Source organism: Caballeronia mineralivorans PML1(12) (assembly GCF_001028175.1).
Lineage (GTDB): Bacteria > Pseudomonadota > Gammaproteobacteria > Burkholderiales > Burkholderiaceae > Caballeronia > Caballeronia mineralivorans.
The window spans coordinates 19307-32001 of sequence record NZ_AEJF01000006.1; the positions used below are offsets into that span (position 1 = coordinate 19307).

Annotated in this window: 11 protein-coding genes; 3 read left to right on the forward strand and 8 right to left on the reverse strand. The window is 61.2% G+C overall.

Features of this window, described 5'->3' with window-relative positions; all coding sequences use genetic code 11:
- Positions 1–34 precede the first annotated feature (34 nt).
- From EOS_RS01165 to EOS_RS01180, 4 genes are all read right to left on the reverse strand, one after another.
- Complete coding sequence (locus tag EOS_RS01165; protein ID WP_047844774.1) at positions 35–1024, reverse strand: beta-ketoacyl-ACP synthase III; 990 nt, start codon at positions 1022–1024, stop codon at positions 35–37.
- Complete coding sequence (plsX, locus tag EOS_RS01170) at positions 1024–2196, reverse strand: phosphate acyltransferase PlsX (RefSeq protein ID WP_047844775.1); 1173 nt, start codon at positions 2194–2196, stop codon at positions 1024–1026. Before plsX ends, EOS_RS01165 begins: the two co-directional genes overlap by 1 nt.
- Before the next feature lie 165 nt (positions 2197–2361).
- The gene (gene rpmF, locus EOS_RS01175) at positions 2362–2541 is read right to left on the reverse strand and encodes a 50S ribosomal protein L32 (RefSeq protein WP_047844776.1); all 180 of its coding nucleotides are present in this window, start codon (positions 2539–2541) and stop codon (positions 2362–2364) included.
- 166 nt (positions 2542–2707) lie between these two features.
- Positions 2708–3361: a DUF177 domain-containing protein gene (locus EOS_RS01180; protein WP_047844777.1), complete on the reverse strand. Its 654-nt coding sequence runs from the start codon at positions 3359–3361 to the stop codon at positions 2708–2710.
- Between the two features lie 383 nt (positions 3362–3744).
- Between EOS_RS01180 and EOS_RS01185 the strand changes: the two genes are divergently transcribed.
- Positions 3745–4359 (forward strand): Maf-like protein, encoded by a 615-nt coding sequence (locus EOS_RS01185; protein WP_047844778.1) that lies wholly within the window; start codon positions 3745–3747, stop codon positions 4357–4359.
- Positions 4356–5075, forward strand: coding sequence for an SAM-dependent methyltransferase (locus EOS_RS01190; RefSeq protein WP_047844779.1), 720 nt, complete (start codon positions 4356–4358; stop codon positions 5073–5075). Before EOS_RS01185 ends, EOS_RS01190 begins: the two co-directional genes overlap by 4 nt.
- A gap of 88 nt (positions 5076–5163) precedes the next feature.
- On the opposite strand, the gene EOS_RS01195 is transcribed toward EOS_RS01190, so the two are convergent.
- The 4 genes from EOS_RS01195 to EOS_RS01210 are packed head-to-tail and all read right to left on the reverse strand — an operon-like array spanning position 5164 to position 8261.
- Positions 5164–6153 carry a S49 family peptidase gene (locus EOS_RS01195; RefSeq protein ID WP_047844780.1) on the reverse strand — a complete coding sequence of 330 codons (990 nt, stop codon included), beginning with the start codon at positions 6151–6153 and terminating at the stop codon, positions 5164–5166.
- 60 nt (positions 6154–6213) lie between these two features.
- Positions 6214–6600, reverse strand: coding sequence for a Rieske (2Fe-2S) protein (locus EOS_RS01200; protein WP_047844781.1), 387 nt, complete (start codon positions 6598–6600; stop codon positions 6214–6216).
- Positions 6597–7256: an HAD-IIIA family hydrolase gene (locus tag EOS_RS01205; protein ID WP_047844782.1), complete on the reverse strand. Its 660-nt coding sequence runs from the start codon at positions 7254–7256 to the stop codon at positions 6597–6599. The genes EOS_RS01200 and EOS_RS01205 overlap by 4 nt, the downstream gene beginning before the upstream one ends.
- Complete coding sequence (locus EOS_RS01210; RefSeq protein WP_047844783.1) at positions 7257–8261, reverse strand: RluA family pseudouridine synthase; 1005 nt, start codon at positions 8259–8261, stop codon at positions 7257–7259. It lies immediately after the preceding gene.
- Positions 8262–9181: 920 nt separating this feature from the next.
- Here EOS_RS01210 and EOS_RS01215 point away from each other — a divergent pair.
- Complete coding sequence (locus EOS_RS01215) at positions 9182–12619, forward strand: Rne/Rng family ribonuclease (RefSeq protein ID WP_047844784.1); 3438 nt, start codon at positions 9182–9184, stop codon at positions 12617–12619.
- The last annotated feature ends 76 nt before the right edge of the window (positions 12620–12695 follow it).

Consider the following 12695-nt stretch of genomic DNA (forward strand, 5'->3'; position numbering starts at 1 on the left):
TGAGGTGGCGTGATGACGTGCAGGTCGTATCGGCTTAGTAGCGGATAACCGATGCGCCCCACGTGAAGCCGCCGCCAACCCCTTCGATCAGCACATGCTGGCCGCGCTTGATGCGCCCGTCGCGCACGGCGACGTCGAATGCGAGCGGAATCGAAGCCGCCGAGGTATTGCCGTGCTCGCCAACGGTCACGACCATGCGCTCCAGCGGCAGATGCAGCTTGCGCGCGGTGCTTTCCATGATGCGGATATTGGCTTGATGGGGAATGAGCCAGTCGATGTCGCTCGCGGTCAGTTGCGCCTTTTCAAGCGCCTCGACGGCCACTTTCTCGAGCACCTTCACCGCAAGCTTGAACACGGCCTGGCCGTCCATGTGCAGGAAAGCACTGCCTTCAATCACGCCCTTGTTCACATTGCCCGGTGTGCACAGGATGTTCGCGTGGCTGCCGTCGGCGTGAAGCGCGCTTGAGAGTACGCCGGGTTCGTCGGAGGCTTGCAGGATCACCGCACCCGCACCGTCGCCGAACAGCACACAAGTGGTGCGGTCGTTGAAATCGAGGATGCGCGAGAAAGTCTCGGCGCCGACCACCAGCGCCGTGCGATTTGCGCCGCCGCGGATAAGGCTGTCGGCCATTGCAACGGCATAAGCGAAGCCCGAGCAGACAGCCTGGATATCGAATGCCGCGCCGCCATTCTTGATGCCAAGCTTGTTCTGCAGCAGGCATGCCGTGCTGGGGAAAACGAAATCGGGCGTGGACGTGGCGACAATGATCAGATCGATCGACTGCGGGTCGATACCCGCTGCCTCGATTGCATGACGCGACGCCTGCAGCGCGAGTTCGCTGGTCGTCTGATCGGGAGCGGCGAAATGACGTGCATGGATACCGGTGCGGGCGACGATCCACTCATCGCTCGTTTCGACGCCCTGTTTCGCCAGACGCTCGGCCAGATCCTGGTTCGTGACACGATCCGGCGGCAGGTAACTGCCCGTTCCGATCACGCGGGAGTAGAGATTCGATTGAGCCATTATGCCTTCGAGGATAGCGCGGCACCCGGTTCGCCCGGCTGCACGAGCGGGCGGGCAACGACCGTATTATCGCCCGGGGCGACAGGGTCGGCCACGGGGTCGGCCTGATTCGGGACCACGGTGCCAGCAGTGTCAGCGGAAGCGCCGAGCGCCGCTTGTTGCACGGGAGCAGCGTTTTCTTCCATGGCGCGCACGAGGCGTTCAAGCACGCCATTTTTGACCGCATCATACCCGCGTTTGATAGCCCACTCAAACCCGTAGGCTTCGGCCGATCCGTGGCTCTTGATGACCAGTCCGCGCAAGCCGAGCAGCGCGGCGCCGTTGTATTGGGCAGGATCGACCCGCCGTTTGAAGCGCTTGAGAACGGGCATCGCGACGAGCGCCATCAGCTTGGTCGCCAGCGACCGGCTGAATTCCTCGCGGATCATGTCGGTCAGCATCTGCGCCAAGCCTTCCGAGGTTTTCAGCGCCACGTTGCCGACAAAACCGTCGCACACGACCACGTCGGTCGTGCCTTTATAGATGTCGTTGCCTTCCACGTTGCCGTAGAAATTAAGCGTGCTCGCGCGCAGCAGTTCGCCGGCGCGTTTGATGATGTCGTTGCCCTTGATGACTTCTTCGCCGATGTTGAGCAGACCGATGGTCGGCCGCTCCTTGTCCCCGATAGCGGCGACGAGCGCGTGGCCCATTTCGGCGAATTGCAGCAAGTGTTGCGGCTCGCAGTCCACGTTTGCGCCCAGGTCGAGCACGGTGGTGAAGCCCTTCTGGCTTGGCATCGCAAACGCGATAGCCGGCCGTTCGATTCCCGGCAGTGTCTTGAGTACGTAGCGGGACACGGCCATCAATGCACCGGTGTTGCCCGCCGAGATGCAGGTCTGGGCCTGCCCGTCTTTGACAAGATTGAGCGCCACCCGCATCGACGAATCTTTTTTCCGGCGCAGCGCAACCTCTACCGGATCGTCCATTTCGACCACTTCAGTGGCAGGGACGACCGTCAGCCGGGTTTCGCCGGTGGCTTTGCACTTCTTGAGCTGCGCACGGATGGCCGGTTCGATGCCGACGAGCAGCAAATGCGCATCGGGATGCGAACGCACGAAACTGACCGCGGCGGGAACGGTCACGGCGGGGCCGTGGTCGCCTCCCATGCAGTCGATAGTGATCTTTACAGTCATGGAGTGCGACGAATTTCAGGCACAAAAAAGCGGCAGTGAAATGCCGCCTTCTTGTCGTACCGGGAACATGTCAAGCGCGAACAACCGTGGCTCAGACCGTGATTCCGACGATGAGTCAGACCATGGGTCAAGACGGTGACGCTAGACGCAACAAGCGTCGTACGCTTAGTCGTTCTTCGTCTTGATGACTTTCTTGCCACGATAGTACCCGTTCGGGCTCACGTGGTGACGCAGATGCACTTCACCCGTGCTCGGCTCAACGGCCAGCGGCGCTGCGGTGAGGAAATCGTGCGAACGATGCATGCCGCGCTTGGACGGCGATTTCTTGTTTTGCTGAACTGCCATGATGACTCCAGAAAAATTTTGCGAATTCTAACACAGCTCGATGCACCGGCGACCCTGACCTGATGGCCAGCGAGTCTCTCCGGGCGCAGCGCGCCGCCTGATGATCAGACACCCGGCGTGACGCCAGGCATCAATACTCTTTAATGTGCGTTGTTAATGCACGCACTTAATGCTTGTTGTCGTCGGAACCGCCCTGCTTGAGCTTACCGAGCGCGGCGAACGGATTGGGTCTGCCTGTGCCGCCATCCTGCTGCGTGCCTGCATCGCCATTCAGACCACCATCGTCCAGCTCGCCCTCGGCGCCGTCGAGACCCGTCACCAGGCTCTCGTGCACTTCAGGACACACATCGTGCTTCGGCACGAGCGGCAAGGACAACAACAACTCCTCTTCGATCAAGTCGACGAGATCGAACTGGCGTGAGCCAACGATCACCTCGACTTCATCGTTGTCTAGCGGAAACTCGTCCGCTTCGTCTTCCGTTGTGACAATGCGGTACGTTGCATCGACATCCAGGTGCTGCGAATACGGCGAAAGACAGCGTTGGCACTCGATCCAGACCGATCCGTGAACCGCAAGCCGCAAATAAGGCTGCGGCGCTTCGGTGCCGTCGTCCTGCAGCTCGGGCTGCATGGAACCTTCGGCCTGCCATGAAAATACCGTATCGCGGTCAGGGGCATCTGCCGGCACTTCGTTCAACATGCGCGGCAATTGCGAGACGCGTACACCACCTGCTGCCTGCCGACGGCTTTGGGCGAATTCGAACAGGTCGAGCGCGCGCAAGTCGGCCGGACATGCAGGTTTGCCAGGATTCTGTGTCATGTGCGCTCCTGCAGTGGTCGTTGCCGTGACGGCTGGATAGCAAGTCCACGGAGGACGACCGGGGTGAAGCTGCAGTATGCACCGCACCGGACCCGTCCGGCTGGTGTGGTTTATCCCGATTTTCCGGTGGAGCCGCCTGGATCAAATCCCATCTGGCCCCCATCTGGCCCGCATCTGGCCCTCTATCCAGCGGTACATCTCGGTACACTCCCAGCCATCGTCGCCATCGGACTATGCGTAAAAAGACCTTCGCATACCGATGAAAAGCCCAAAATCATAGCGGCTTTGTCTTTTCGAGTCAAACACTTATGCTCCGGTTTGCGGCACCGCTGTTTCAGTCCGGTTTCAGTCTTTAATCCTTTTGTTCATAGCCCATCCTTTTCATGCCCGACGTCTCAAACAAGCCGCGCCTCATCCTTGCATCGAGTTCGCGTTACCGGCGGGAATTACTCGAGCGCTTGCGTTTTCCCTTCGATGTGATTTCGCCCGATATCGACGAAACGCCGCTCGACGGGGAAGCCCCGGAAGCCACGGCCGTCCGGCTGTCGATTACCAAGGCGCGCGCGGCTGCCGCCCGCGTCACCGATGCGTCTGGCGCACTGGTAATCGGGTCGGACCAGGTCGCGACCTGCGACGGCCGCCAGATCGGCAAGCCCGGCACGCATGACAACGCCCGCGCCCAGCTTCGGTCGATGCGCGGTAAAAGCGTCGAATTCCACAGCGCGCTCTGCCTCTTCGATAGCCGCTCGAACCACATCCAGACCGCCGATATCGTCACGCGCGTGCAGTTTCGCGACCTGACGGATGCGGAAATCGAAGCCTATTTGCTCGCTGAAACGCCTTACGACGTGGCGGGCAGCGCGAAATCGGAGGGCTTGGGTATTGCGCTTGTTGATGCAATCCACTCCGACGACCCCACCGCGCTGGTCGGCTTGCCGCTGATCGCGTTGTCGCGGATGTTGCGCACGGCCGGATTTCCGTTGGTGGAGGCAGTATGAGCGGCGTCCTGTATCTGATCCCGAATACGCTTGGCGACGGCGATAGCGCCGCGCTCGCCGACGTCCTGCCCGAACCCGTGCGCGCCCGCGCCGCGGCGCTGCAGTACTACATTGGCGAAAACGCGAAAACCACGCGTGCCTTCCTGAAGAAGGTCGGAACCGAACGGCCGATCCAGGAAATCGAGATCCGCGAACTCAACGTCAACACGCCGCCGGGCGAAGTCGAAAAACTGCTCGCACCGATACTGGCCGGCACCGACGCTGGCCTCGTATCCGAAGCCGGCTGCCCGGCGGTCGCAGATCCGGGCGCCCTGCTCGTTCGGCGCGCGCACGAGCGCGGCGTGAAAGTCGTGCCGTTCGTCGGCCCCAGTTCGATTCTGCTGGCGTTGATGGCATCGGGCATGAACGGCCAGAGCTTTGCGTTCAACGGCTATCTTCCCGTCGATGCCGCCGAAAGGGGCAAACGCCTGCGCGAACTGGAAGTCTTGTCGCGCAAGGCGAATCAGACGCAGATTTTTATCGAGACGCCGTACAGGAATCGCGCGTTGCTCGATACGCTGCTTGCGACCTGCGCGCCGTCGACGCTGGTGTGCGTCGCGGTTGATCTGACGTTGCCGGCCGAGACGATTGTCACGCGAACGGTGGCTGACTGGAAAAAGAAGGCCGCGCCTGAGTTGCATAAGCGGCCGGCGATTTTTCTGTTGTTAGGGGCGTGAGGCTCTCAGCCAGCCCGTACACGCGAAAAAAACCGCTCGCCTGAAACCTCAAGGCGAGCGGTTTTTCACCAGAAGAATGCGGCAAAACTCACTTCAACTGCATCTTGCCGCCCATCATCAGCGCGTGCATCGAGGCATTGCCGACCGCCGCGCCAAACTTGCGCGCCACACGCTCACCAATGCTCTCCTTCTGCGTGTAATCGACAATATCCGGCTGCTTCACCACTTCACGCGCCACATAATCGGCGTCGCCGAAACCGTCGGCGAGACCGAGTTCCACGCTCTTCTGCCCTGTCCAGAACATCCCGGAGAACACATCGGGCGTCTCTTTCAGCCGCTTGCCGCGGCCTTGTTTGACGGCATCGATGAATTGCTGGTGAATCTGGTCGAGCATTTCCTGCGCGTGGGCGTCCATGATCGGCGTTTCGGGCGAGAACGGGTCAAACGCGCCTTTGTTTGCGCCCGACGTATGCAGCCGGCGCTCAACGCCCAGCTTCTCCATCAAGCCTGTGAAGCCGAAACCGTCCATCAGCACGCCAATCGATCCGACGATGCTCGCTTTATCGACGTAGATCTTGTCTGCGGCTGCGGCCGCGTAATAACCGCCTGACGCGCACATGTCGTTGACGACCACGTACAGCGGTTTCGACGGATATTTCGCCCGCAAGCGCGTGATCTCGCGATTGATGATGCCGGCCTGCACCGGACTGCCGCCCGGGCTATTGCAGCGAAGGATCACTGCTGCCGTGCCGTCGTCTTCAAAAGCGCTGTCGAGCGCCGCGTTCACGTTGTCCGCGCTCGCGTCGCTATTAACGGCAATCTCGCCTTCCAGTTCCACGAGCGCCGTATGGCGCGCGGTTTTCGCGACTTTGTCGCTGGTGAAATCGAACGCGCTCCAGACCGCTATCGCGAGGATGGCGAGGAACACGAAGCGGAAAAAGATACGCCAGCGGCGCGCGGAACGTTGTTCTGTGATTGCCGCTAGCGCGATGCGTTCGAGCGCGGCGCGCTCCCAGTTATCGCCGGTCGGCGCGGGGCGCGCCTTATCCGCGGAATCGGTGGGAATTTGATCGGACATGCGTCGCCTGGTTGACTGATTAAAATGAAGAGCGGGTTTGTTTTGAACCGCTAAAGCCCGTCAAGCCGGACGTAGATCGTCGTCGGGAAGCCAGAAGACGGCGCGGCCTTCGGGCGTATCGCGATCTTCCGCCGCCACCCGCCGCAAACGCGCGCCGCGACACGGCCCGCCGACGCATTTTCCTGTATCCGGCTCGTAAATCGCGCCGTGGGTTGCGCACATCAAGTATAAGCCGGAGCTCTCGAAGAACTTGCCTTCGGACCAGTCCAGCTCCATGGGCACGTGCGCGCAGCGGTTCAGGTAGCCGAACGGCTTGCCGTCGTAGCGGACGAAAAACACAGTGGCTTCGCCGCCTTGGTCGACGGCTTGATGGCGAACGCCATCGCCGCCATCGACCAGTTCCTCCGACGCGCAAATCCGCACCGGCTCAAGCGGCGTTCCTGTCATGCATGCTCCCGCAGCCAATCGCCGAGCGAGGTCACGTTTTCGGCCACGAACAGCGGCTCCAGCGCATGCAGCGACTTCGCCGGATGCGCGCCATAGGTCACGCCAATCGACGCCGCGCCCGCATTCTTCGCCATTTGCAGATCGTGCGTCGTATCGCCGACCATCACCGTGCGGCTCACGTCCTGCCCAAGTTCGCGCGTCAGTTCGTGCAGCATGGCCGGATGCGGCTTCGAGAAGGTTTCGTCGGCGCAGCGGGTGCCGTCGAAGAGACTCGTCAGGCGCGACTGGTCCAGCGCGCGATTCAGGCCCACGCGGCTTTTTCCCGTTGCGACCGCAAGCAGATAACCCTCGTCACGCAGACTTTGCAGCATGGGGCGCACGCCATCGAACAGCTCGGTTTGCTCGCCCTTGATTAAATAATGGAACCGATACCGCTCGGCAAGCTTCGGGTAATCGACGGGATCGAGCGTGGGCGCGGCAATCTGCAATGCATCGCGCAGCCCTAGGCCGATCACATAACTTGCCGCTTCATCGGCGGGAACGGGCAGGCTCAGGTCGCGGCACGCCGCCTGAATGCTGCGCGTAATGTGCGCCGTGGAATCCATCAAGGTGCCGTCCCAGTCGAAGACAATCAGATCGAATTGCTGACGGGCCATTTATTGGGTCTCACTAGAATTTTGTTTGAGTTGTTCGACAAAGCGCCGGCATTCGGCGGGCAGCGGCGCTTCGACCTGAAGCGTCTCGCCGGTGGCCGGATGCACGAGTTTTAGTCGGAAAGCGTGCAGAAACATCCGTTTGAGCGACGGATTGGCGTCGGTGCGCGCCAGATTCTTGTTGAGCGCGAAGTCGCCGTATTTTGTATCGCCGGCGATCGGCAGGCCGATATGTGCCATATGCACGCGAATCTGATGCGTACGGCCAGTTTTCAGCTCCGCCTCGACCCAGGCGTAGTCGCTAAAGCGCTCGATCAGATTGAACACGGTATGCGACGCGAGGCCGTCGTCCTGTACGCGCACGCGGCGCTCGCCCTCCGGCGTCAGGTACTTGTGCAGCGGCTCCTTCACGATCCGCCGACGCCCCCAACCCGCCAGCCAGTCGCCGTGACCGACCGCCTGATAGCGTTTATCGATACGGTTATCGCGCATCTGTTCGTGCACGTTGATCAGCGCCGAGCGTTTTTTCGCGAGCATCAGGACGCCGGACGTCTCGCGATCCAGCCGATGCACCAATTCGAGGAATTTCGCCTGCGGACGCGCGTTGCGCAACTGCTCGATCACGCCGAACGCGACGCCACTGCCGCCATGAACGGCGACGCCGGCGGGTTTATCGATAACGATCAGATGATCGTCTTCAAATAGTATGGGGAATTCAGCCGCGGGCGCATTCGATGAAACCGGCGTTTCGTCCAGTTGCGCAGTACGAATAGGCGGAACACGGACGAGATCGCCCATTTCCAGCCGATACGCCGCGTCGATACGGCCCTTGTTCACGCGCACTTCCCCGCTGCGCAAAATCCGGTAAATATGACTTTTCGGTACGCCTTTACAGACGCGAAGTAAAAAATTGTCGATGCGCTGACCCGCCGCATTCTCGTCGATCTCGATCATTGAGACCTGTTCGCTTGCGACCTTTTTATGGGATGTTTTGCCTAACTCATTCATTCTGAATATAATTTGCGGACAGTCTGGAAAAAGCCACTAAGCTGGCCGGATGTTGTCAGACTGTACAGGTGCAAGCAGTAAACCGTTATTTTACTTGCGCCCAGGGCCAGTTGCTCACCCGGAAAACGGAGTAACGAGTTGCACGCACGACGATATCGCACGGCAGGGACGGTGCCCACAGGCGCGTTCGGTCGAGTCGATCGTCGACACGGTAACGGATTTTTGGCGATCAAGAATTTTATCGGCGAGAGGCGATGAGGGCCGGATTTTTATTCGGCTTCTCCGGATTCGACCCCGGGTATCAGGCAGATATCGAGAAGATATTGGGCGGGTATCAGGTTAGGGTGAACGGAGCATCGTCGCTTGGCCGTTGCGAAGAAAACAAGGGTCTGCTGCAAGCTGCGCTGAAACGGGCGAAGCGTGGTGGACATTGTAATAAGGCGAGACACCCAACGCGGTTATCAGGCGCTTTGAGCACCTGAGAAACCACAACGGCAGTCTGCTGCAGCTTTGAGAGAGACAGGGCGGTTTTGCTTGTGCGCTACCCGCGCGGAAATCGTCCGTCTGTCCGAGGCTGCTTCAGGAGGCATCCGGCTGCTGCTGGCTGCGCTGCCGGCTCCTCGGTTCTTTTGAAGGACGTCGAGCCGCAGCGCTGTGCCGCTTAAGCCGCCAGCCGTCGATTCACGGCGTGTCAAACCTGTTCGCATGTGCCCAGGGCTTTCTACCCGTCGCGACGTACTTCGTCGCACGCCGGTAGCAAAACCCGATTCAGGCAATTCTCCGAGCCAGATCTCCTGCGCCCAGCGTGCTTTGTGACAACAAACAACAAAGCGCGGCGCGCCCGCCCTCCTGCTTCACGCGACTGACAATCGCGGGAATTCGCTCGATGGGGGCCGGTAGAGCCGCTCTGGAGCCGTCCAATGAAACGCATGCTGTTTAACGCGACGCAGCAAGAAGAATTGCGCGTCGCCATCGTCGATGGGCAAAAACTCATCGACATCGACATCGAAACCGCCGGGCGCGAACAGCGCAAAGGCAATATCTACAAGGGAGTTGTGACCCGCATCGAGCCCTCGCTCGAAGCCTGTTTTGTGAACTACGGCGAAGACCGCCACGGTTTTCTGCCATTCAAGGAAGTCGCCCGCCAGTATTTCAAGGACGGCGTCGACATGCGCTCCGCACGCATTCAAGATGCGCTGCGCGAAGGCCAGGAACTGATCGTTCAGGTCGAAAAGGAAGAGCGCGGCAACAAGGGCGCAGCCCTCACCACGTTTATTTCGCTGGCCGGGCGTTACCTCGTGCTGATGCCGAACAACCCGCGCGGTGGCGGTGTATCGCGCCGGATTGAAGGCGACGAGCGTCAGGAATTGCGCGAAACGATGGCCCAGCTCGATTTGCCGGAAGGCATGAGCATCATCGCGCGCACGGCAGGGATCGGCCGCTCGGCTGAAGAACTGCAGTGGGATTTGAACTACCTGATGCAACTGTGGCGCGCGGTGGAAGCGGCGTCGCAAAGCGGTGTGGCTGGCAAGCCGATGCTGATTTATCTCGAATCCAGCTTGGTGATTCGCGCGATCCGCGATTATTTCCAGCCGGATATCGGCGAAATTCTCATCGATACCACCGAGATCCATGACCAGGCCAGCGCCTTCATGGACATCGTGATGCCGGATAACCTGAGCAAGGTTAAGCGCTATCACGACGACGTTCCCCTCTTCTCCCGTTTCCAGATCGAACACCAGATTGAAACCGCGTACTCGCGCACGGTACCGCTGCCCTCGGGCGGTGCGATCGTGATCGACCACACGGAAGCACTGGTAGCAATCGACGTGAACTCGGCGCGCTCGACCAAAGGCGCGGATATCGAAGAAACGGCGACCCGCACGAACCTCGAAGCCGCCGATGAAGTCGCGCGCCAATTGCGCCTGCGCGATCTGGGCGGCTTGATCGTGATCGACTTTATCGATATGGAGTCGGCCAAGAGCCAGCGCGAAGTCGAGCAGCGTCTCAAAGACGCGCTCAAGCACGACCGTGCTCGCGTACAAATGGGCAAGATTTCGCGCTTCGGTTTGATGGAACTGTCGCGTCAGCGGCTGCGTCCGGCGCTCTCCGAAGGCAGCCATGTGACATGCCCGCGTTGTAACGGCACGGGTCACATTCGCGATACCGAATCGTCCGCGCTGCAAGTGCTGCGGATCATTCAGGAAGAAGCGATGAAGGAAAACACCGCGGCAATTCATTGCCAGGTGCCGGTGGAAGTCACCGCCTTCCTGCTGAACGAAAAGCGCTCGGAAATCAACAAGATCGAGTCGCGCTTCAAGGTCAACGTCGTGTTGATCCCGAACAAGCATCTCGAAACGCCGCATTACAAGCTGGAGCGCCTGCGTCACGACGATACCCGTCTGGACGAACCGCGCGCTTCGTGGAAGATGGCCGAAGAAGCGGCGCACGAGCTGGAATCCGAAACGGGTTACAGCAAGCGCACCGAAGAAATCAAGCCGAAGCAGGAAGCGATGGTCAAGGGCATCACGCCAGCATCGCCTGCGCCTAGCGCACCCGTGAAGGTCGCGGCTCCGGTCGCGGCGCCTGCGCCGGTGGTGGCTGCGTCGACGGGCGGATTTATTGGCTGGTTGAAGAATCTGTTCGGCGTCCAGCCGGAAGTTAAGCCGGCGCCCGCGCCGGTCGCAGCACCCACGCCGGCACGCCCGGCGCGTGGTGAACGTCCGGAGCGCTCGGGCCAGGGTGGTGACCGGAACCGCAATCGTCGCGGTGGTGCTGCTTCGCGCGATAGCGCAGCGGCTGCGGCATCTACCACAGCGAGCGCGCCGGGTACGGCGGGTGGCCGTCAGAGCCCGCGTCGTGAAGAACGGGAACCGAAGGAAGCTCGCGAGCCGCGTGAAACACGTGAAACCCGCGAGCCGCGCGAACCGCGTGGTGGGCGTGAAGGCCGTGAGCCGCGTGAAGCACGTGAAGGCCGCGAGCCGCGTGAGGCTCGTGAAGGTCGTGAACCCCGCGAGCCGCGTGAAGTGCGCGAGCCACGGGAACCGCGTGAACCTCGCGAGAACCGTGAACGCGCACCGGAACGTGCTGAAGCCACCGAGCGCGGTGAGCGTCGGGAACGCGGGGATCGCGCCGAACGAGGCGAGCGCCGCAAGCCACAGCCGGAAGCCGCCGTCGAGGCGTTGACGCAAGGCGAAACGGTCGTGTCGGAGTTGGCGGAAAACGCTCAATCGGGTCAGGAATCGCAGCAGAACGGCACTGCCGAAACGCTGCAAGCCGATCAGGCCAGCGCAGCGCGTGAAGGTGAAGAGCGTCGTCGTCGCCGTCGTGGTCGTCGTGGTGGACGTCGTGATCGCGATGAAGAAGGCGTGACGGCCAATCAAGCCGCCGATGTTGCAGAGAGCGAAGGCAACGCCGAAGCCGAACGCGCTCAACCCGGCGTGTTCGATACGGATGCCGATGAAGGCCGCGATTTCGCACCTGCTGCCAAACCTGTCGAGACGGAGCCGGCTGCTCACGCCCCCGCGCAAGCACCGGCGCACGTAGCCACAGTCGAGCCGGTTTCGGCCGCAGCAATCAGCGTGACCGAGTTGCCTGAGCCGGTTCATGTTGCGCAAGTTGCGCCGGTTGAGACGGCTGCACCTGTTGAAGCTGCACCGGTGGAAGCGAAACTCGCCGAAGCGGAAGGTTTTGTCGTGCAGCACGGACCGCATGAAGTTCATGCAGTCCACGAAACCAGCGCAGCGGTTGCCGAAGCGCCGGCGTCGATCGTCTTCGAAAAGCCGGTGTCACCACGGCCGATCGAAAACCCGTTCGAACCGACGCCGAAGGTAGCGGAGGAAAAGGCCGAAAGTCCTTTCGCCGATGCCCCGAAGGCAGCGGAACCCGCGCCCGTTGTCGCGCCTGTCATCGCCCCCGTCGTTGTTCCAGCAGCGCAGGAAGCTCAGGTCGCTGAACCGGTGGAAACAGCGCCTGTCGCTGCGACGCCGGTATCAGAGACGGTTTCGTCCCTCGCATCGCCTGCGCCGGTTGTCGCAGAAACGATCGCGCCGGTCGAATCCGAGCCGGTAAAGACGTTCGAGCCGGTGGAAACCGTGGCTCCCGTCGCGGCCGTAGCGCCCGCTCCGGTTGCTCAAGCCACCCCGGCGCCGGTTACCCTGAAGGAAGAAGTGCTTAAGCCGATGCTGGATACGGCAGGCCTCGTCTGGGTGAACACCGACGCCGACAAGCTTCGCGCAGCACGCGAAGCCGCAGCCCAGGTGGAAGCGCCGAAGCGCGTCGTGCGCGAACGCAAGCGTCTGCCGCCGCTCGACGCCGCCCCGATGCAGCAAGTAGAAACGGGTAAAGACGCGCACTAACACGTCTGACGTTTGAAAAGCGCCACGTGACTTCGGTCCGTGGCGTTTTTTTCATTGGGGCGACACAAAATGCCCG

What these genes read in the sequence shown, in the direction of transcription:
- rpmF (WP_047844776.1), bottom strand. Translation starts at nt 2,541, where the DNA reads ATGGCAGTTCAGCAAAACAAGAAATCGCCGTCCAAGCGCGGCATGCAT.
- EOS_RS01215 (WP_047844784.1), top strand. Translation starts at nt 9,182, where the DNA reads ATGAAACGCATGCTGTTTAACGCGACGCAGCAAGAAGAATTGCGCGTC.
- EOS_RS01190 (WP_047844779.1), top strand. Translation starts at nt 4,356, where the DNA reads ATGAGCGGCGTCCTGTATCTGATCCCGAATACGCTTGGCGACGGCGAT.
- EOS_RS01205 (WP_047844782.1), bottom strand. Translation starts at nt 7,256, where the DNA reads ATGGCCCGTCAGCAATTCGATCTGATTGTCTTCGACTGGGACGGCACC.
- EOS_RS01180 (WP_047844777.1), bottom strand. Translation starts at nt 3,361, where the DNA reads ATGACACAGAATCCTGGCAAACCTGCATGTCCGGCCGACTTGCGCGCG.
- plsX (WP_047844775.1), bottom strand. Translation starts at nt 2,196, where the DNA reads ATGACTGTAAAGATCACTATCGACTGCATGGGAGGCGACCACGGCCCC.
- EOS_RS01210 (WP_047844783.1), bottom strand. Translation starts at nt 8,261, where the DNA reads ATGAATGAGTTAGGCAAAACATCCCATAAAAAGGTCGCAAGCGAACAG.
- EOS_RS01185 (WP_047844778.1), top strand. Translation starts at nt 3,745, where the DNA reads ATGCCCGACGTCTCAAACAAGCCGCGCCTCATCCTTGCATCGAGTTCG.
- EOS_RS01200 (WP_047844781.1), bottom strand. Translation starts at nt 6,600, where the DNA reads ATGACAGGAACGCCGCTTGAGCCGGTGCGGATTTGCGCGTCGGAGGAA.
- EOS_RS01195 (WP_047844780.1), bottom strand. Translation starts at nt 6,153, where the DNA reads ATGTCCGATCAAATTCCCACCGATTCCGCGGATAAGGCGCGCCCCGCG.
- EOS_RS01165 (WP_047844774.1), bottom strand. Translation starts at nt 1,024, where the DNA reads ATGGCTCAATCGAATCTCTACTCCCGCGTGATCGGAACGGGCAGTTAC.